Here is a 20,118-nt window from a genome sequence, read left to right as displayed (position 1 = left end):
TCATGGGTCTGCAAATCGGTTTTGTCGCGCTGCTGCTGTTACTTATCGCCCTGGCGGGCTCGACGTTCCGCATCCTGCGTGAATACGAACGCGGTGTGGTGTTCCAGCTCGGGCGCTTCTGGCAGATCAAAGGGCCGGGGCTGATCCTGTTGATTCCGGTGGTGCAGCAAATGGTCCGGGTGGATCTGCGCACCATCGTACTCGACGTGCCGCCGCAGGACGTGATCACCCGCGACAACGTTTCGGTCAAGGTCAACGCGGTGCTGTATTTCCGGGTGCTCGACCCACAGAAAGCGATCATCCAGGTCGAAGATTTTCTCATGGCCACCAGCCAATTGGCCCAAACCACTCTGCGCGCGGTGCTCGGTAAACATGAGCTGGACGAACTGCTGGCCGAACGCGAACGCCTGAATATCGACATCCAGCAGGTGCTCGATGCCCAGACCGACGCTTGGGGCATCAAGGTCGCCAATGTCGAAATCAAGCACGTCGACCTTAACGAATCGATGGTCCGCGCCATCGCCAAACAGGCCGAAGCCGAACGGGAACGGCGAGCCAAGGTGATCCATGCCGAAGGTGAATTGCAGGCCTCGGAAAAACTCATGCAGGCCGCCGAAATGCTCGGGCGCCAGCCAGGCGCCATGCAGTTGCGCTACATGCAGACCTTGAGTTCGATTGCCGGTGACAAGAGCTCGACCATCGTCTTTCCGTTACCGATCGAATTGCTCAAGGGGATGGCGGATCTGTCGGCCAAGTCGTAAAAGCTCCAGCGCTTCGTAAGGCGCCCGCGCACAACGTTCCACTTGCGTGCGCAACAGAGTGGAAGCCTCAAGGCGTTTGCTTTCGCCATCGGCGACAAAGGCCTGTGACGGCTGTTTCGCGTGCTGCGCCACGCCTGCCATGGCGTGTTCACATTGCGCGGCACTCAACTGGAAAAACCTCGCCAAACGTCCCGTCATCGCCTCGGGCAACTCGCTGTAATTGACCGCCAGTCCGCCGAAATCAGCGCAGTGCAAACGCGCCGCCTCCAGCAGGCGCCCCAGCCTCCGGGCGATGAATTCTTCGCGTCCTTCGAATGGCAGGTCGTCGTCCAGCACGCATTCGCCGAGCATGCCGGGGACCATGTGCATGCCGGGGCGACGCAGATGTGAAACGGCGATTTCCAGCGGATCGCGGTAGACAAACAGCCATGGCGTATCGGGGAAGCACTCTTGAACCAGCGGCCATTCGCCGATGTTCCAGGCGTCGAGCTTGATCACCAGCCGTTGCTCCACACCGCGCCGACGCTGACCGTAGGCCGAGAGCAACCCGGCGATGGCCGCACGGCGTTCGACGGCCGGCAGATCGCTGCGCAGCAAGGCATCGAGGGGCGGCGGTTCCGAGATCACGATGTGATCGTCGAGTCGGGCGAGCATCTGGCTGATCAGCGTCGATCCGCAGCGCGAGGCGTGGAGTATGAAGGCGCTGGGCGCCAGGCCAGGACTGAGCGCCTGCCAATCCGTGAGTGCCGACAAGGGTGTTTGCCGGCGAAACGCCTGATTGAACGGCAGCCGCAGCGCTTCTTCCACCGCATCTCGAAAAAACGGCTGATGCAGCTGCGTATCGCCAAACCAGCACCAATCCACTTGCCATTGGCCGGTGCTTTCCCAGATCCGGATCGGCAGCCAACCGTCGAAACTCAGGCTCGCCATTGTTCGTTCCATGACCGGCGGCCCTTGCGCATCGCCGCCTCCAGTTCCTCCCGGGAGAAGGACAAGCCATGCTCTGCGGCCAACGCCAGTGTCTGATTGATGAACGCTTCGGGGTCATGCAGTGCCTGCAAGGTCACCGACAACGACGGATCCACGGCCAGCAGACGATGAAACCGCTGCAACGCCGAATCTTCTGCATCGGGCTGTGGCGTGCTCGGCAAACCGTCGGTAATCATCCGATCCAGCCAGGCACCGGGGCGGCAATCGAGTACCAGATGAACCCGCGCCGTACTGTCGCGATTGTAGACCCGATGCGGCCGAGCAAGATCGAGAAACCAGCACTCGCCCGCTGACATCGGCATGCGCTGTCCGTCGAGCCAGAAGTCCACGGCGGGCGGGCTGAGCAGTGGAATATGCAGGCGAAAGTCTGCGTCCGGCCCCTCGAGGTCGTAGTCGCGATGTTCGTGAATCTGTCCGCCCGGGCCCAGTCGCAGGAGTCGGGCGCTGACGATATCCAGCGGCAGATCACGCAACGCCTGCTGCCAGCGATTATCGATCAACCAAGGGGCACGCTGCACGGGCTCCGCGCTTCCCGGGGACAGCTCGGTCAACGCGTCGGCCGCGGAAATCAGCGCCACGCCACTCCAGTCACCGCTGAAATACGCGGTGTTGAAATGGCCCCGCCAGGCGCCGTCCGCAATCGCCGCCAATGCCTGTAACAGCAACGGCAGATCCACCGTGACCGGCAGGCGTGCATACGCCGGCCGGTTCATCGATCACTTCGCCACGGCACGGGGTGCCGGCACCGAAATATCCCCCGACGCCCAAGCGGCTTCACGGTTGGCCAACGCGGTGGCGATCGACTGAACTTCGGTCGACTGCACCTGATCCGGCAATGGATCGAGGCCGGCACTGGCGAAGATCTGGCCATAGGCATTGCGCAGATCGGCGTAGGACAGGTCGCGACGCAAGTCCGCTTGCAGGTTGTTCAGTTCGCCCTGGATCAGATCCAGTTCGCCGATGCCCGCCGCTTGGTGGCGGTTGCGCAACTGACCGACGATTTGCCCGTCGATGTCCGACAGTTGCTGGTTGGTCTTGAACTGGCGCAACGCCTCCTGATAGTTGGCGTTGGCCACGTACAACTGCGCCAGCACCGCAATCGACATCGCCTGACGGCGTGCGGTGGCGACCTCTTCGCCGGCCTTGGCCACGTCAATGGCCGCCGGGGCGGAGATCACGTTGAACAGGTTCCAGGTCACTTTCACGCCGTAGTCGGCCCAGCGGTCGTTCACCAGGAACGAGTTGCTGTCGTAGTGCCCGCCGGCGGAAAACTCCAGCCCCGGCAGCATGCGCAACATCGCCTTGCGGGTTTCAGCGGCGCTGATCCGGGTCTGGTAATCCTGCTCGCGCAGTTCCGGACGGCTGGTCAGTGCTTCCTGTTCCAGTTTGGCGATATCGACCTTGAGTTCCGGGATCTGATAACCGTCGTCGGTGGCCAGCGTCAGGTTGGTACCCATCGGCAGGTTGATCAGGGTCGCCAGCTCGGTTTTCGCCAATGACAGCGCGCGGCGCTGCTCTTCCAGCTGTCGGGTCGCTTCGATCAGCGAACGTTGATAACCGAGAGACTGCACTGGGTCGCCGATGCGCTGCTCGCTCATGCTTTCGCTGTTGCGCCGGGCGGTGTCGACCCGCGCCATCAGGCTGTCGATCTGCTTGAGCAGACGTTCGGCCGCCATCGCCCGCCAATAGGCCGAACGCACGTCCTGAACGATGGTGTTGATCACTTTGCGCCGGCGTTCCTGAACGATCAGGCGCTGGTCGCCCTGCTGCTTGGCACTGATGTAACTGACGCCGAAATCGAGGACGTTCCAGACCATGGTCAGGTCGGCGACGTTGCGGTCGCGGTCCTGGGAGGTCGACGGTTCCAGAGATTGGGTGCCGGTGCGCACACTCTGGCTGCTGGAGGCGCTGACGTTGTTGCGTCCGACGTAGCCGGCGTCCAGCGCCATGCGCGGCAGCATGTCGAAACTGGCGAGGTCGAGCTGCCGCTTGGCCAGCGCTTCCTCCATGATTTTCAAACGCCCTTCAAGGTTGTACTTCACAGCGCGGGCCATGGCCTGATGCAGGGTCAGCGGGCTGCTTAACGGCTCCTGACCCTTGTACATGGTTTGCAGGTCGGCTCGGGCCCGTTGCTCACTGACACTGCGTTCGATCGGTTCACTGGTGACTGCACATCCGCTGATCGCCAGCGCCAGCAGGCTGGCGCCGAACAACTTCTGACTTTTCTTCATCCCTGGATCGCCCCTAGGTCCCGCACATATTGAGTTGTTGTGTGTTGTCAGGCCGGCATTTCGCTGATGCCGACCTGTTGCAGAGCCGCCGCCAGGTTGTCGACCCGGTGCTGCTCGCTGTCCTTGATCTGTTGCAGTTGCTGACCCAGGGTCGGCGCGCCGAACACCCCGCGCAAGCCTTGGGAAACATCCCCGCCCCGGATTGAGTGACTGTCGAAAGCGTTCAGCGAGTCCCGGTCGGCGGCGCTGTCCTGATTGAACAGACTCGACAGCGTGCTGGTGCCAAACACCCCGCCATCGCCACCGCCGAATCCAAGGAAACCATGGCCGGAACCATCACCGCCGCTGTCGCTGCTGGTGAAAACCTGGGCAATGAAACTCGGGCTCAACGCGCCGTGGTTGATGAAAATATCGCCCAGTGGACGGATGCCGTCACCGATCACCCGCTGTTCGAACAACGGTGCAAAGGTCAGCGGTGAACCGAGGTTGCCGGTGGGCGGCGCAAAGATGATCGGTTGCAGCGGCACATAGGGGGCCGGTGGCTGCACGACCGGATCGCTGCTGCGGAATTGCGGATCCGGCGTCACCACGATCAACGGCGAGGTCGGTGTCACCGGTGGAACGACCGCCGGCACTGTGTTGATCACATAGTTACCGGACTGACTGACACCGCTGCCGCTGTTGCCGGCCAGGTCGCTGACCCCGGCGCTGTTGACGCTGATCGCATTGTTGGCGCTGCTGACATTGGCGTTCGGTGTCAGGGTCGCGGTCCAGGTCTTGCCGCCGTCGCTGCTGCTCAGGTTGGACAAGGTGCCATTGGCCACGCTGAGGTCCGACAGGTCGAAACCGGTCACCGCTTCGTTGAAGGTGATGAACACTTGTGAAGTCTGGCCGACGCCCAGATTCGGATTGGCGACTACCACCGTGGCGGTTGGCCGCTCACTGTCGAGGGCGTAGTTGTTCGACACCGCCACTGTGCTGCCGGCGTTGCCCGCCAGGTCGGTGACGTTGCTGGTGTCCAGCGCAATGAAGTTGCTTGGGTCGGTGACATTCGCGGTCGGTGTGAAGGTCGCGGTCCAGGTCTTGCCGCCATCGCTGCTGGTCAGGTTGCTCAGGTCACCGTTGGTCACGCTCAGGTCGGACAGATCGAAATTGTTCACCGCCTCGCTGAAGGTGAACGTCACCGTGGTGCTCTGGCCGATGCCCAGATGCGGGTTGGCAACAACGATGTTCACCGTCGGCCGGGTCGCATCGAGGATGTAGTTATTGGAGATGGCGATGCTCGCCCCGAGGTTGCCAGCCAGATCCTGAACGCCTGCGGTATCGATCAGGATCAGGTTGGTCGGGTCGTTGACGTTGGCCGTTGGTGTGAGGGTCGCGGTCCAGGTCTTGCCGCCGTCATTGCTGATCAGGTTCGACAACGCGCCGTTGGCGACGCTGATGTCGGACAGATCGAACCCGCTCACGGCTTCGCTGAAGGTGATAGTCACGGTGGTGGTTTCACCGATGCCCAGTCGATTGTCCGCGACCACGATAGTGGCGGTCGGCAGCGCGGTGTCGATGGCGAAGTTGTTGGAATCGGTCGTGCCGACGCCACTGTTGCCCGACAGGTTGGCCACCCCGGCGTTGTTCAGGGTGATCAGGTTGGTGGCATCGGTGATATTGGCCGTCGGCGTGAACGTCGCGGTCCAGGTGATACCGCCGTCACTGCTGCTGACATTGCTCAACGTGCCGTTGGCGATGGTCAGGTCGCTGTTGTCGAAACCGCTTACCGCTTCGCTGAAGGTGATGGTCACCAATGAGGTTTCACCGACCTTGAGCGCATTGTCGGCGATGACGATGGTCGCGGTCGGCACCTCGGTCTGCACCTGGTAGTTGGCCGAACTGGTGGTGCCAGTGCCGGTGTTGCCGGCCAGGTCGGTGATGCCGGTGTTGTTCAGGACAATCAGGTTGGTCAGGTCGGTGACGCCAATGTTCGGCGTGAACGTGGCCGTCCAGGTGATGCCGCCGTCGCTGCTGCTGACGTTGCTCAGGATGCCATTGGCAACGCTCAGGTCGGCGTTGTCGAAACCGGTCACGGCCTCGCTGAACGTGATGGTCACCAGCGACGTTTCACCCGGACGCAGACTGGTGTCGTTCATGACAATGGTTGCCGTCGGACGCTGACTGTCGACCGCGTAATTGTTGGAGTCGGTGGTGCCGCTGCCAGCGTTGCCCGCCAGATCGGCGATGCCGGTGTTGTCCAGTGTGATCAGGTTGGTGGTGTCGGTGATGCCCGCCGCTGGCGTGAAAGTGGCTGTCCAGGTGATGCCGCCATCGCTGCTGCTCACCGCACTCAGTGTGCCGTTGGCAATGGTGAGGTCGGCGTTGGTGAAACCGGTCACCGCCTCGCTGAAGGTAATGGTCACCAGCGAGGTCTGGCCGACACCGAGTGCCGTATCGGCAACCACGATGGTCGCGGTCGGGCGCTGGGTATCGATGGCGAAGTTGTTGGAGTCGGTAGTTCCACTGCCGGCATTGCCCGACAGGTTCTGTACACCGGTGTTGTCCAGAGTGATCAGGTTGGTGGCGTCGGTGATGTTGGAGGTCGGCGTGAAGGTTGCCGTCCAGGTGATGCCACCGTCGCTGCTGCTCACCGCCGTCAATGTGCCGTTGGCGATGGTCAGATCGGCGTTGGTGAAACCGGTCACCGCTTCGCTGAAGGTGATGGTCACCAGCGAGGTTTCGCCGATCTTCAGACTGGGGTCGGACACGATGATGGTCGCGGTCGGCAGCACGGTGTCGATGGTGTAATTCGCCGAACTGGTGGTGCCGGTGCCGCTGTTGCCAGCCAGGTCGGCGATCCCGGTGTTGTTCAGGACAATCAGGTTGCTGGCATCGTTTACACCCACGTTCGGTGTAAACGTCGCCGTCCAGGTAATACCGCCATCGCTGGAGGTGACGTTGCTCAACGTGCCATTGGCGACACTCAGGTCAGAGTTGTCGAAGCCGGTGACGGCCTCGCTGAAGGTGATGGTGACCAGTGAGGTTTCACCGGCACTGAGATTGCTGTCGGAGAGCACGATGGTCGCGGTCGGACGCTGACTGTCGACCGCGTAGTTGTTGGAGTCGGTGGTGCCGCTGCCGGCGTTGCCCGCCAGGTCGGAGATGCCGGTGTTGTCCAGGGTGATGATGTTGGTGGTGTCGGTGATACCGGCCGCCGGGGTGAAGGTGGCCGTCCAGGTGATGCCACCATCGCTGCTGCTCACCGCACTCAGCGTACCGTTGGCGATGGTCAGGTCGGCGTTGGTGAAACCGGTCACCGCTTCGCTGAAGGTGATGGTCACCAGGCTGGTCTGGCCGACGCCGAGCGCGGTGTCGGCAACCACGATGGTGGCAGTCGGGCGCACGGTATCGATCGCGTAACTGTTCGAATCGGTGGTGCCGCTACCCGCGTTGCCGGACAGGTTCTGTACGCCGGTATTGTCCAGGACGATCAGGTTGGTGGCGTCATTGATGTTGCTGGTCGGCGTGAACGTTGCCGTCCAGGTAATACCGCCGTCGCTGCTGCTGACCGCCGTCAGCGTACCGTTGGCGATGGTCAGGTCGGCGTTGGTGAAACCGGTGACCGCCTCGCTGAACGTGATGGTCACCAGCGAGGTCTCGCCGATTTTCAGCGCGTTGTCGGAAATGATGATGGTCGCGGTCGGCAGCACGGTGTCGATAGTGTAGTTATTGGAGTTGGTGATGCCGCTGCCGGCGTTGCCCGCCAGGTCGGCGATGCCGGTGTTGGCCAGGCCGATCACGTTGGTCGCGTCGTTGACGCCCACGTTCGGGGTGAACGTCGCCGTCCAGGTGATGCCGCCGTCGCTGCTGCTCACCGCCGTCAGGGTGCCATTGGCAGCCACCAGGTCAGTGTTACTGAAGCCGGTCACCGCTTCACTGAATGTGAAGGTCACGAGGGTGGTTTCACCCGCCGTGAGGTTGCTGTCGGCGACCACGATGGTCACGGTCGGACGCTGGGTATCAATGGCGTAGTTGTTGGAGTCGACGGTGCCGCTGCCGGCATTGCCGGCCAGGTCGGCGACGCCGGTATTGTCCAGCGTGATCAGGTTGGTGGCATCGGTGACGTTGGCGCTCGGGGTGAACGTCGCGGTCCAGGTGATGCCGCCGTCGCTGCTGCTCACCGCGCTCAGCGTACCGTTGGCGATGGTCAGGTCGGCGTTGGTGAAACCGGTCACCGCTTCGCTGAAGGTGATGGTTACCAGCGAGGTTTCGCCGATTTTCAGAGCGTTGTCGGCCACCACGATGGTCGCGGTCGGATGCTGGGTGTCGATCGCGTAATTGTTTGAATCGGTCGTGCCGCTGCCAGCGTTGCCGTTCAGGTCAGCGATGCCGGTATTGTTCAGCGTGATCAGGTTGGTCGCGTCGGTGATGCTGGCGCTCGGCGTGAAGGTCGCGGTCCAGGTGATGCCGCCGTCACTACTGCTCACCGCCGTCAACGTGCCGTTGGCGATGGTCAGGTCAGCGTTGGTGAAACCGGTCACCGCTTCGCTGAAGGTGATGGTCACCAGCGAGGTTTCGCCGATTTTCAGAGCGTTGTCAGCCACCACGATGGTCGCGGTCGGGCGCGCGGTGTCGATCGCGTAGTTGTTCGAGTTGGTGGAGCCGCTGCCAGCGTTGCCGGCCAGATCGACGACCCCGGTGTTATCCAGGGTGATCAGGTTGGTGGTGTCCGTGATGCTGCTGGTCGGCGTCAGCGTGGCGGTCCAGGTAATGCCGCCGTCACTGCTGCTCAAACCGCTCAGGGTGCCGTTGGCCACCGTCAGGTCGGCGGTGGTGAAGCCGCTGACCGCTTCGCTGAAGGTAATGGTCACCAGCGAGGTTTCGCCCACCGCCAGATTGGTGTCGGCAACGACAATGGTCGCCGTCGGCCGCACGGTGTCGATCACATAATTGGCCGAATCAGTCGTACCGCTACCGGCGTTGCCGGCCAGGTCAGCGATACCGGTGTTGTCCAAGGAAATAAGGTTGGTGGTGTCGGTGATGCTGGCGCTCGGGGTGAACGTTCCGGTCCAGGTGATGCCACCGTCGCTGCTGCTCACTGCCGTCAATGTGCCGTTGGCGATGGTCACATCGGCGTTGGTGAATCCGGTGACCGCCTCGCTGAAGGTGAAAGTCACCAACGAGGTATCGCCGATCTTCAATGCCGTATCGGACATCACGATGGTCACGGTCGGCCGCGCGGTATCGATCGCGTAGTTGACGGAATTGGTCGTGCCGACACCCGCGACACCATCGCTGATCGCGGTCACCCCGGTGTTGTCGAGGGTAATCAGGTTGGTGCTGTCGGTAATGTTGTTGGTTGGCGTGAAAGTCGCGGTCCAGGTCAGGCCGCCGTCGCTGCTGCTCACCGATGTCAGCGTGCCGTTCGCAATCGTCAGGTCGGCGTTGGTGAAACCGGTCACCGCCCGGCTGAAGGTGATGGTCACCAGCGAGGTTTCGCCGATTTTCAGGGCTGTGTCCGACATCACGATGGTCGCGGTCGGTGGTTCCACATAGGCGGTATTGAGCGTGCCGCCGTTGTTGTAGATCGCCGCGAAGGCCAGCGGTACAGAGCCCGTCACGCCGCCGCCCAGTTCTGTACCGCCGGCGCCGCTGCCGGCCGCGTTGCCGCTGATGGCGCTGAAGTTAGCGGCGGTGATCAGTACCGTGCCGCCCTGGTTCCAGATCGCGCCGACACCCCGACCGCCGTCGCCGCCGTTCAGGTTGTTGCTGCCCTGGCCGCTGCCGCCACCGCCACCGCCGCCCGCACCAATGTTATTGCTGATGACCGAGGTGCCGACGATTTTCAGGGTGCCGGTCGAGGCGTTGTAAATGCCGCCGGCCGCATTGCCGCCGACGCCGCCAACCTTGTCCCACCCGGAGCCGCCACCGCCGCCGCCAATGGAAATCGTGCCGTTGTTGGCCGTGCCGCCATTGCCGCCGTTACTGTAATAGGACACGCCCACACCGCCGGCACCGCCCGTGGTGGAGCCGCCGCGGCCACCCATGTGAGTCGCGTCGTAGCCACCACCGTAGCCACCGGCGCCACCGCTGCCGGCCTGGCCGCCCAGCGTACCGGTGCCCGGCCCGGCAGTACCGCCATGACCGCCGCCCTGACCACCAAGACCGCCGCCACCACCACCGCCACCGCCGTAGTTGGCGCCCGTGACACCACCACCGCCGCCACCACCGGCCGCCGCGTTACCGGTGACTGAAACGTTGTTCAGGGTCAGGATGCCGGCATTGAAAATGCCGCCGCCCATGGCGCCGGTTGCGCCGTAGCCGCCATTGCCGCCGTTGCCCGAGACCAGACCTCGGGTGATGACCAGACCATCGAGCGTTACCGTACTGCCGGAGGTGATTTCCACCACCCGGGTCTTGTACTGGCCATCGAGCGTGACGTCGGCGACACCGTCGTTGTTCAGGTCGCCATCGACCGTGATGTTCTTGTTGATCAACAATTCCGACGTGAGCTGCACCGTCATGCTGGTGCCGAAGGTCACGATGTCGCCGTTCTGCGCCGAGGCCAGCGCTGCACGCAGCGAACCGACCCCGGTGTTCGCGTTGTTGGTGGCGGTCCAGGTGGCGAGGCCCCACTGGTACTCGCTCATCGACAGGGTCGACAGCACGTTGGCGCTCTCGATCTTGCCCGTGGCGATTTCCAGATCCCAGTCGCCGCCCACGCCGGTGCGGTTGTTCGACGCCGCCACGTCGCGGCCGGTCAATTGTGCCAGCGAGTCGACGAAGCTCAGGCCACGGTCACCCTCAGCGGTGTAGCAGCCGTAAATGAGGATGTCGCCGCCGACGTTCATGTCCTTGCCGATTTCCGCCAGCACCGCACTGCGCTGCGCGACGTTGTCTGCCGACAGATAGCTGTTGCCGAGCCAAAGGTCGCCCGCGTTGCCGTGAGCGATGATCTGCACCGAGCTGACGCCCGAGTGCTGGTCGAGGTAATCGGCGATCTGCTGCAAGCCATCCTTGCTGGCATCGAGCTTGACCACTTGCGTGCCGGGGGCGACGCCTTTGAGCAGGCTGTCGGCATCCTTGACCCGGGCATCGACGAACACCACGCTCTGGCCCGGCACTGCGACTGGGCTGGCGGCAGGCGTGGCATCGGCCTGGCCGTGGGTGTCCTTGCTGGCGACCGGATGATCGGCCGTCGGCGCCTTGGCCGCATCGGCGGCGGGATGGCTGTCGGCCTGGGCGGCTGTATCAGCGACCGTGGCCGCGACGGCGCCGTCGAACAGCATGCGCGGTTCCAGCGACATGATCAGCGGCGCAGCCAGCGTCCGTTGGCCTTCGGTTACCCGCGACTTTTGCTTGCTCCACCACATGTTGCTCACCCGGACTCGAACAGTTGTAACGCATCAATGAAAAACGCCGCGATCAACTGATCGCGGCGTCGGACTTCATACGAATGACATTGGCAGCGCTGGCTGAGCCATCGAGCCAAAAGGACAAATCGGCGTATTGCTTGAACAGGTCCGGCGGCAGAATCGTGCGCCGGGACTGCAGGGCGACCTTGGGTTTGACCTTGTGCAGGCCGGCCACGCCAAGGGCCTGGTCGAACTCCGGCGCGTCATAGGCCAGGTGCTCGAAATCGTGTTCGAACCAGGGTTCGCCGATGAAGTCGTAGACCAGCCGCAGCACGCGCTCCGGGGCCTGGGTCAACAAGTCGTAATCGACGATCAGCAGCGAATCGGCGTGCTCGCCGTAATAGGCTTCCTTGAGCGCCGCCCAGGCGAATCCCACTAGACGGTTGCGCTGGGCCAGAGTTTCGCAGCGGCTGTAGACCGTGTTGCGCTCGATGGCATCGCCGAACAGCTTGGTATTTTCGTAGGGATTGGCGCGGTACAGCCGTTCCAGGCTGTCCATCACCCAGGCGACGTTGCGCACGCAGGCGATGACTTTGGCTTTAGGGAACAGGTCATTGATCGCCGGCAGGCGCGAACTCCACTGCCGGTTGGTGTCGAACACCACCGGCTTGTCGGCCTTGTCGGCGTAGTAGGAATCGAAGAGTCCGCGCAGCAGGCGACGGCGCATCTGGGTGTCGATCACCGCGCCGAATTCGCTGCCGGCGCTGCATTGCTCAAGGACACCAGAGAATAATGCGCCGACCGGACTGGTCATGCCGGCATGAAAGCGCGGGTTCTGCAAAAGGATCGCAGAAAGCAGTGTGGAACCTGAGCGCGGCAAGCCGGAGATAAAGTGGAACTGCTGCAATCCCTTCACCGTATTTGTAAGTCCCTTTGTCCGACGAGCGTAGTCCAACAATACCCTTTCGACTAGTAGTGTTTTGATATCAACATAGAGCAAAACGGATTATAAAAATCCGTTTTTATCGCGAATAAAAAGGTGAAGCGTTTAAGTCATCTGACTTCTGCCCCTTCCGCTGTTTTCAACGAAAAAAGTCGCGCTTTCGCGCCACCGGCGTGGGTCTGGTCACGCAATTCCCAGGTCGGCGGCAAGGGTGCGAATGGATCGGATACATCCACGTCCAGATCACCGATCAGCCAAACTCGAGCGCTGTCCTTCGGCAGATCCCCCAGCCGATCCAGATAGACCTCATCAGATACCAGCGTGCCAAAGCCATAGTGGTTCGGACGCGTCGAACGGCCATCGACGGCGGGCGGCGTATATAACCGGATTTGAGCATCGGTGCGGTTGTAGTAGACGTAACTCAAGTACCAGAGCATGTCGCTAGTGACGATCCGGTCGCCGCTGACGAAGTTACGGTTGATGTGATCAACCATGACATTGAACTGGTCGTGCGGATCGACCGTGGCGTTGGTGTTCACCCCGATCATCTCGACCCCGATCAGCGATACCAGCACCGCTATCGCGAGCACACGAACACGGCTGTACAAACGATCGATGGCCAGCCCCGCCAGCATCGGCAGCCCCAACGCATAGGCCGTCAGGTAACGTTCGATAAACACAGGGCTGATGAAAGACACCCCGAACACCAGCAACAACGGCACTCCTGTATAGAGCGCCAGCAGCACGCTGCCATGATTCACGCTGCGGTCGCGGGCCACGGCCACGCCCGCCAGCGCCAGCAAGGCCAGCGGCACACCGCCGAACAGCACTAGCGGAAGATGGTCACCATCGTTCTGGATCAACCACAGCCAGACCATCGACGGCAGCGAGGACAAGGTCACCGGATCTTCCCAGCCGACATCACCGCCGGCCTTGAGCTCTTCCATGTGTTGCATCAGATCAAGCAGGTTCGGCAGCCACGGCAGGTAGAGCACGACAATGGCCAGGTTGGCCAGCCACCAGTCCTTGCGCTGCAGATGCCGCAGGCGATAACCCGGCAGCAAGCGGATCAGCCCCAAATACAGCCAGTGGCTCAGCGCCGCCAGCACGGCAAAATAATGGGTGTACAACGCGGCAGTCATCAGCAGCGCGTAGATCAGCAGATACCGACGACGCTGAGGGCGCCTGACCCAGCAGATCAACGCCAGAGTGGTGCCGATCAGCAGCAAGCCGAGCAGCGAGTACATGCGCACTTCCTGGCTGTAGCGCACCGCCGTCGGCAGCAGCGCCAGCAGCACCCCGGCGATGATCGCGGCGCGGCGAGTGGCCAGCCGATCAACCAGGCACACACCCAGCCCGACCGTGGCGATGCCGGCCAGCGCGCTGAGGCTGCGGATCGACAGGATGCCGTCGCCGAACAACCCGATCCAGCCATGCAGCAGCATGAAGTAAAACGGCGGGTGCACATCGAAAGCCGCGTGCTCCCAGATGCCGCCCAGCGAATAGTTCGCCAGCAGCAGGCTAGAACCTTCATCGCCCCAGATCGCGGCAGCGGTCAGGTCATAAAAACGCACGACCGTCGCCAACAGCAAAATCGGTATCAGCCACTGCTGGCGAGCCCAGCGCAGCAATCGCCGGACACCGGCATTCGGTGCGGCAAACGGGTCCTGGGTATCCCCCAGCGGAGTCTCGCGACGCGCTTCCATCAACCTTCCCTTACGGTATTCCGAGTAAAAAACAGCGCCATTCATTGCGCACACTGTAGGCCAGAGCTGAAGCCGACGCGCGGCCACGACGACGTCCGGCAAGTCCGTCGATCCGGGTCTACGCTACGGCTTGGCGTGACCTGCCCGCGCAAATGGAAGGAGTCAGTAAAGCGATTCGACCTGCCCGGCAGTAAAGGCTACCGCGCGGCGCGCCGACCACATAACAGAAGGATGAGGAACCATGGAAGTCTTTATGGGTACGATTCAACCGTTCGCCTTCAACTTCGCTCCCAGCGGCTGGGCCTTGTGTAATGGACAAATCCTGGGCATCTCGCAATACCAGGCCTTGTTTGCCTTGCTGGGTACCTACTACGGCGGTAATGGTACGACCAACTTTCAGCTACCCAATCTGCAAGGGCGCACGATGATCGCGCAGGGGGCCGGGCTGGGGCTGACGCCGCGTGTCATCGGTGAAGTGTCCGGCACCGAAAGTGTTACCGCCACCATTGCCAACATGCCCAATCATACGCACGCCATGACCGGTCTCACCGCTAACACGGCCTTGAAACTGGCCGTGCCCGCGAGCAATCCGGCGACCACGCCAACCGCCACCAACTCCTACATCGGCGCTTCCGGTGGCGGCCCGGGCTCGGCGAATATCTACTCCGACGCCCAAGGTGCCACGCCGATTCCGATCAAAGGCCTGACTACCACCGTCACCGGGGACATTTCCTCCACCGGCGGCAGTCAGCCGCTGGGCATCATGAACCCTTACCTGGTCCTCAACTTCAGCATTGCCCTGAACGGCCTCTTCCCTTCGCGCAACTGAACAACCGCCGGAGGCTTCGGGCCCCCGGCCGTTTCTCTTTTCACTGGAGTCAGACCATGCTGCAAGCGGTTCAGATTCAACACGCCCAGGCCTTGCTGGGGCAACAACACACGCTGCACCTGCCGGATGGCACGGCACTGCCGATTCAGATCGAATACCTCGAAGAAGTCCCTGCAGCGAAAACCCGCTTCAGCGAACGCATGCCCTTCTGCCTCGAATTCAACAGCCTGGTACCGACCGAGTTTGTCGACGGTCTGTGCGCACTGGAGCTGCCGGAGCTCGGACGGGTAGAGGACATTTTCGTGTCGCGGGTGCCGGCGATGGGGCGGGATCCGCAGCTGGGCTACTTCTGTATTTCCTTCAACTGAAATCCAAGGCTTACTGCGGATACCACACCAACCGTTCCGCCGCCGGATTGCGCTCTTCCACGGCAAACCCCAGCGCCAGGTAATGCTGGCGTGCATGGGGATTGTTGGCCCAGACCACCGTCGCCACCGGGCAGCGCACTTGTTGCGCGGCCTTTTGCACGCCTTGCAACACCGCGCGGCCGTAACCCTTGCCTCGGGCCTGGGGGATGAAGGCGATGTACAACACGCGGATTTCGTTGGGGCCGAAGTCAGTGCTCAGCGCGCCGATGGCCGTGCCGAGCTTTTCCACGACGTAGTGCATGGCATTGGGATGGTTTTCACCCAAGCCCTGTTCCTGCACCTGAAATTGCTGTGCGATCACTTGCTGCACCACTTCCTGCTCGCCGTCGATCCATTGCAGATCCGGGCGCGCCGACTGATAGAGGCTTTGCAAAAACGGCCCGTCGGTGGCCCGTGAAGGCCGCACCACCAATCCGTCTGCCGCCACTGCTGCGTTGTCCGCCATGTTCACGCTCCCTAGAAACCGCTTTCCCTGACCCCCAGCGCCGCCAACCGGCGCCAGGCCACGCCGAGCACCGATTCGCCGCTGCCCTGCAAAACCACCACGCCGCGCAACGGTTGCACGGGGGGCGGTGGCTGATCCAGCGTAGTCAATCGCGCGCCGTATTGCGCCTGCACCGGTTCCGCCCGTTGCTGTTGATCGCGGCGCACGGCAATCGGCCCGTGGTGATCGGACGTCAGCGCTTCCTGATCGACATAGGCCACGCCATTGGTATCGATTTCATCGAGCTTCACGGTGATCGCCGGGTGCATCGGATCATCAGCGATAAACCGCCCGGTGGCGCCCGGTTTGACCCGCCACAGTTCAGCTTCGGCCACATAACCACGCAGGCGCGAACCGTCCTCGACCACTCGCGCCAGCGCATCCTTGCTCGACAGCCAGCGACCCGGCGTCAGGTTCGGCAGCAGATCACGCACGGTACCGGCATGGGGCGCACGCAGCAGCAGGCGTTCGCGGCGGGCGGCCAGGCCACGGTATTCCGCCACGGCTTCGGCGAGGCGTTGCTCGACGATGCCGGCGTCGGCAGCGGTTTCGCTGCGACCGGCCTGGCGGCGCATCAGTAATTGTTGAATCTGAATTTCCCGGCGGACGATGGCCTGCCGCGAATCGAGATCCGGCGACTCCAGCTCGATCAGCACGTCACCCTGAGCGACCTTCTGGCCGTCCGTGACCTTCACCGTTTTGACCCGCGCCGCCACCGGCGCGTGCAACGCACTGGCCCGACCACCCTCGAGCATCGTCGGAAGTTCGACCGCGCTGCGCCACGGCACAATCAGCACCAGCAACAGGCCGAGCACCGCCAGGCTGCTGACCAGCACACGCGGGCCATGAGCCTGTTCGCGGCGGCTCCACCACTGGCGCCACTCACTCATGATCGGCAGAAAGATGAACCACACCAATTCCACCAGCATCAGGAATATCCCCAACACCTTGAAGAACAGGTGATAGACCGCCAGCGCGATCCCGAAAAACAACGCCGCACGCCATAACCACGAGCCATACCCCCAGATCAGCAAACGCCGCTGCATCGCCGGCGACCAAGGCTCCGGCGCCGGTGCGCCATAGCCGAACAAAAACTCACGCAGGCGCCAGCGGCAAAAGGCAAAGGCACGGCCCTGAAGGTTGTCGACTTCCCACAAATCACTGAGCAGAAAGTAGCCATCGAAACGCATGAACGGGTTGAGATTGACCACCAGCGTGGTGATCCAGGTTGCACTGGCGAGCATGAACGCCGCCGTGCGCGCCGGGCCGTCGGGCAGCAGCGACCAGACCAGCAGCGCGATGCACGCCAGCAGCAACTCCGCCATCACCCCACCAGCGCCGATCAACAGCCGCGCACGTCGGTCGTTGACCCGCCAGGCATCGCTGACGTCGGTGTAGAACATCGGCAGCAAGACCATGAACGCCACGCCCATGCTTTGCACCCGACACCCCGCGCGCTTGGCCATGAACGCGTGGCCGAACTCATGGCAGAGCTTGGCGAAGAACAGCGCAACACCAAACGAAATCGCCCCGCCGAGGCTGAACAGGTGCGGAAAGGTGCCGACAAACCGCTGCCAGTCCCGCGAGACCAGAAACACCCCGAGCGCCAATGTCGCCGGCAAACCGAAGCGCAACACCCTTGGCCCGAAAAGCTCCAGCCACGGCCACGCCCGATTGAGAAAAGCGTCCGGACGCCACAATGGAATGCGGAAAAACAGATATTGATGCAGCAGGATTTTCCACAGGCTCTGACGTTGTGCGAGAGCCTTGAGCTGATAACTGGAGCGTTGCTGATCGTCGAGGGCGCTGATCAGGTCATGCCCGCGCAGAAACGTCAGCAATTGCTCCAACTCGACGCCGTCCAGCGGCAAACCCGGTTCGCGGTTGGCGGCGCGCAACACTTGCTCGGGATCGCCCAGCGACCAGTGTCGCAACAGGCGCATCGCCGCAGTGCCGAGTTTGAAATAGCGACCGCGCACCGGATCCGCCAAGGTCCAGCGCGGCGAACCGTCCAGTGCCGGCGCCGCGGGCGACAGTTGCAGGTCGGCACGCAGGCTCGGCAGGTTCATTTAAAGGCCTACGCTCTGACGCAACCCGGCCAGCGGGCGGCGCAACAGATACAGCGCCAACGGCGCACGATCGCCGAATATCTTGGCCGTGCCGCGCAAGCCGATACGCGGCGGTGCTTCGGTAAAATTCGCATCCAGCCGATAGGCCAGTTGTCCGCCGGCGGTGGGTTGCGCTTCGTAGGCCGAGCGCTCGAGTTTGGCGAGGTGGCGTTGCAGCGGATCACTGTCGAGGAACAGCGCAATGTCGGCGCCCGGCTCCAGCGAAATCGCGTCGCCCACCGCCAGTTCGATGCGCAATTCGGCTTGATTCGGATCCGCGATTTCCATCAAGCGCTCGCCGGTCTGCACCGGTTTGCCGGTCCAGCGTTCAGCGTCGGCGAACACCGCAATGCCGTCGCGCTCGGCACGCACTTCGCTGCGGTTGAGCAGTTCACGTGCGTAGTCACGTTCGGCGCGTTTCTGCTCGACGCGAGCGGCCAGCAGATCCACCCGAGAACTGGATTCGGCGTCAGCGAACGAGCGTTGGGAGTTGGCTTTCAATTCGGCTTCGGCCACCCCGAGCGCCCGTTCCGCGACATCGGCCTGGGCCTTGAGGGTAGTGCTTTCGAAGCGCAGCAACAGGTCGCCGGTTTTCACGGTTTGATTGGGTTTGACCAGAAATTCGGCGATCACCCCGTCCACCGGCGCCGCCACCACGCGACCGCCCTGCGGCACCACTTCGGCCGGGGCCAGCACCGACTGACGCACCGGGATCAACAAGCCGAGCAACAACACCGCGACCAGCGCCACCTGGCGCTTGCGGGTCCAGCGCAGCCGCCACGGTTTGCGCGGTTGCAGCGCCAGCCAGGCGTGGCTGTAGGTGTCGCCCAGTTGCGACAGAAGCACTTGTTCGGATGGGTTCCACGGCACGTCGCGGGCCAGCCATAAGCCGCCGAACACTTCGCCCTCGCGGTCGATCAGCGGCAGCCAGAACACCTGAGCGGCAGAGAGACTGCGCCAGTCGGCCTGGATCGATTCGCCCACCAGTTCGGGCGCGATCACCCGCGCAACCTTCAATACATCCTGCTTGAACAACTGCGCCACCGCCTGCTCGACGAACGCTACGAACGGTGCGTTCGGTTCCACGGCGCTGACGCCGGTCACTGCCTTTACCTTGCCGGCGATCAGCAATGCCGCATGGCGATAACCGAACAGCGACTGCCCGTCATTGACCAGGCTGTAGGCCAGTTGCGACGTATCGCGGGCGGCGCGGGTCTGCCGTTCAAGATCGAGAAACCGCGCGAACACCTGTTCGGCGGCGCCGCTCACCGGGGCGTTCACTTAAGCTCCGGAAAACGCGCCGTGCCGCTCATGCCGGCGAGCAGGCCTTTGGCTTCGGGGAGTGTTGCGACCAACAACAGGGTCTGACTGCCTTCATCGATCCGCGCGCCAAGGCGTTTGACCGTGGCGTCGATCGGCTGGCCGGTTTCATCGGGGACGAAGCTGAACGTCTGGCCGGGCTTGAGTCTGGCCATCCAGCGCGAAGGCACCAGCAGATGGATTTCCAGGGTGCGGTTGTCGACCACATCGAGCAGCGGCGCCCCGGCCGACACGCTTTCGTAGCGTTGCACCTTGCGCTCGACCACTTGCCCGTCGAACGGCGCGACCACGCTGCAGCGTTTGACCTGGACTTGATAAACCTGAGATTGCGCCTGGGTTTCGCTGACCTTGGCTTCGGCCCGGGCCACTTCGAAACGCCCGACGGAATTGAGCGCCGCCAGTTGCCGGTTGTGCGCCAATTCTTCACCGGCGCCACGGCTGGCGGCTTGCGCTGCATTCAACTGGGCCTGGTAGGCCGAACAGTCAAACCGCGCCAGGGTATCGCCCTTCTTGAACGACTCGCCCTCGCTGAACGGCAACTCGACAATCCGCCCGGACAACTCGCTGGCGAGCGTCGCCTGATCCCGGGCCCGCAAAACACCCCGTGCTTCGCTGCTGGCCGACGCATTGGCAGCCCCGCCACTATCCTGCAGCGGATCGTCTGGCGCGGGCGTTTGAGCCTGAACTGCACACGTTACAAAGGTCAATCCGACAACCCAACCACGAAAACGCCGCATAACCGTTACTCCCTGACGGATGCTCGGAGTCTACGACAGCGGGGATTAGCGTCAAGCGAAAGGCCATCATTCGTCTCGAGGTGGGCGCTTTCGTCGCTTACAAACTTTAGGGAAGTTTCCTACACGTCTTTCCAAAGGGCCGTTATTGCCGATTTATCGTTCGTTGCTTACTCTCACCGCACTCAACCCCGTACGTAGCGATTCAGTTCGCTGGCAGTTGGGGTAAAGAAACCGGCCTCGG

Annotated in this window: 13 protein-coding genes; 3 read left to right on the top strand and 10 right to left on the bottom strand. The window is 62.7% G+C overall.

Annotated features, from left to right (window positions below):
* The first annotated feature begins 2 nt into the window (after positions 1 to 2).
* Positions 3 to 761: a slipin family protein gene (locus JJN09_RS27545; protein WP_249484585.1), complete on the top strand. Its 759-nt coding sequence runs from the start codon at positions 3 to 5 to the stop codon at positions 759 to 761.
* Here JJN09_RS27545 and JJN09_RS27540 read toward each other — a convergent pair.
* The 6 genes from JJN09_RS27540 to JJN09_RS27515 all read right to left on the bottom strand — a co-directional run bounded on the left by JJN09_RS27540 (position 711) and on the right by JJN09_RS27515 (position 13,971).
* Positions 711 to 1,691, bottom strand: a complete 981-nt coding sequence (locus JJN09_RS27540; RefSeq protein ID WP_249490860.1) for a sulfotransferase family protein — start codon at positions 1,689 to 1,691, stop codon at positions 711 to 713. The two genes, JJN09_RS27545 and JJN09_RS27540, sit on opposite strands and share 51 nt — an antisense overlap.
* Entirely contained in the window at positions 1,679 to 2,464 is a 786-nt protein-coding gene (locus tag JJN09_RS27535; protein WP_249484584.1) for an aspartyl/asparaginyl beta-hydroxylase domain-containing protein, read from the bottom strand. Before JJN09_RS27535 ends, JJN09_RS27540 begins: the two co-directional genes overlap by 13 nt.
* 3 nt (positions 2,465 to 2,467) lie before the next feature.
* The gene (locus JJN09_RS27530; RefSeq protein WP_249484583.1) at positions 2,468 to 3,982 is read right to left on the bottom strand and encodes a TolC family protein; all 1,515 of its coding nucleotides are present in this window, start codon (positions 3,980 to 3,982) and stop codon (positions 2,468 to 2,470) included.
* A gap of 47 nt (positions 3,983 to 4,029) precedes the next feature.
* The gene (locus JJN09_RS27525) at positions 4,030 to 11,340 is read right to left on the bottom strand and encodes an Ig-like domain-containing protein (RefSeq protein WP_249484582.1); all 7,311 of its coding nucleotides are present in this window, start codon (positions 11,338 to 11,340) and stop codon (positions 4,030 to 4,032) included.
* A gap of 52 nt (positions 11,341 to 11,392) precedes the next feature.
* Complete coding sequence (locus JJN09_RS27520; RefSeq protein WP_249484581.1) at positions 11,393 to 12,238, bottom strand: sulfotransferase; 846 nt, start codon at positions 12,236 to 12,238, stop codon at positions 11,393 to 11,395.
* A gap of 137 nt (positions 12,239 to 12,375) precedes the next feature.
* Positions 12,376 to 13,971, bottom strand: a complete 1,596-nt coding sequence (locus tag JJN09_RS27515; RefSeq protein ID WP_249484580.1) for a glycosyltransferase family 39 protein — start codon at positions 13,969 to 13,971, stop codon at positions 12,376 to 12,378.
* Positions 13,972 to 14,212: 241 nt separating this feature from the next.
* Between JJN09_RS27515 and JJN09_RS27510 the strand changes: the two genes are divergently transcribed.
* Both JJN09_RS27510 and JJN09_RS27505 read left to right on the top strand, forming a co-directional pair.
* Positions 14,213 to 14,800 (top strand): phage tail protein, encoded by a 588-nt coding sequence (locus JJN09_RS27510; protein ID WP_249484579.1) that lies wholly within the window; start codon positions 14,213 to 14,215, stop codon positions 14,798 to 14,800.
* Positions 14,801 to 14,856: 56 nt separating this feature from the next.
* A complete protein-coding gene (locus tag JJN09_RS27505) occupies positions 14,857 to 15,168 on the top strand; it encodes a hypothetical protein (RefSeq protein WP_096823021.1) in 312 nt (103 codons plus the stop codon).
* A gap of 10 nt (positions 15,169 to 15,178) precedes the next feature.
* Here the strand turns inward: JJN09_RS27505 and JJN09_RS27500 are convergent, their stop codons facing one another.
* From JJN09_RS27500 to JJN09_RS27485, 4 genes are read right to left on the bottom strand one after another with little or no spacing between them, the layout of a single operon-like run.
* Entirely contained in the window at positions 15,179 to 15,673 is a 495-nt protein-coding gene (locus JJN09_RS27500) for a GNAT family N-acetyltransferase (RefSeq protein WP_249484578.1), read from the bottom strand.
* An 11-nt stretch (positions 15,674 to 15,684) separates the two neighbouring features.
* Positions 15,685 to 17,781, bottom strand: a complete 2,097-nt coding sequence (locus JJN09_RS27495) for a biotin/lipoyl-binding protein (RefSeq protein ID WP_249484577.1) — start codon at positions 17,779 to 17,781, stop codon at positions 15,685 to 15,687.
* On the bottom strand, positions 17,782 to 19,101 hold the full coding sequence (locus JJN09_RS27490) for an efflux RND transporter periplasmic adaptor subunit (RefSeq protein WP_249484576.1): 1,320 nt from the start codon (positions 19,099 to 19,101) through the stop codon (positions 17,782 to 17,784).
* Entirely contained in the window at positions 19,098 to 19,877 is a 780-nt protein-coding gene (locus tag JJN09_RS27485) for an efflux RND transporter periplasmic adaptor subunit (protein ID WP_249484575.1), read from the bottom strand. Before JJN09_RS27485 ends, JJN09_RS27490 begins: the two co-directional genes overlap by 4 nt.
* Positions 19,878 to 20,118 lie beyond the last annotated feature (241 nt).

Source organism: Pseudomonas sp. HS6, assembly GCF_023375815.1.
Lineage (GTDB): Bacteria > Pseudomonadota > Gammaproteobacteria > Pseudomonadales > Pseudomonadaceae > Aquipseudomonas.
This window is presented reverse-complemented; position numbering and strand designations above follow the sequence as displayed.

Bases quoted from the DNA above. Each gene is read 5' to 3' on its own strand.
- JJN09_RS27545 (WP_249484585.1), top strand. From the start codon at position 3: ATGGGTCTGCAAATCGGTTTTGTCGCGCTGCTGCTGTTACTTATCGCC.
- JJN09_RS27540 (WP_249490860.1), bottom strand. From the start codon at position 1,691: ATGGCGAGCCTGAGTTTCGACGGTTGGCTGCCGATCCGGATCTGGGAA.
- JJN09_RS27535 (WP_249484584.1), bottom strand. From the start codon at position 2,464: ATGAACCGGCCGGCGTATGCACGCCTGCCGGTCACGGTGGATCTGCCG.
- JJN09_RS27530 (WP_249484583.1), bottom strand. From the start codon at position 3,982: ATGAAGAAAAGTCAGAAGTTGTTCGGCGCCAGCCTGCTGGCGCTGGCG.
- JJN09_RS27525 (WP_249484582.1), bottom strand. From the start codon at position 11,340: ATGTGGTGGAGCAAGCAAAAGTCGCGGGTAACCGAAGGCCAACGGACG.
- JJN09_RS27515 (WP_249484580.1), bottom strand. From the start codon at position 13,971: ATGGAAGCGCGTCGCGAGACTCCGCTGGGGGATACCCAGGACCCGTTT.
- JJN09_RS27510 (WP_249484579.1), top strand. From the start codon at position 14,213: ATGGAAGTCTTTATGGGTACGATTCAACCGTTCGCCTTCAACTTCGCT.
- JJN09_RS27505 (WP_096823021.1), top strand. From the start codon at position 14,857: ATGCTGCAAGCGGTTCAGATTCAACACGCCCAGGCCTTGCTGGGGCAA.
- JJN09_RS27500 (WP_249484578.1), bottom strand. From the start codon at position 15,673: ATGGCGGACAACGCAGCAGTGGCGGCAGACGGATTGGTGGTGCGGCCT.
- JJN09_RS27495 (WP_249484577.1), bottom strand. From the start codon at position 17,781: ATGAACCTGCCGAGCCTGCGTGCCGACCTGCAACTGTCGCCCGCGGCG.
- JJN09_RS27485 (WP_249484575.1), bottom strand. From the start codon at position 19,877: ATGCGGCGTTTTCGTGGTTGGGTTGTCGGATTGACCTTTGTAACGTGT.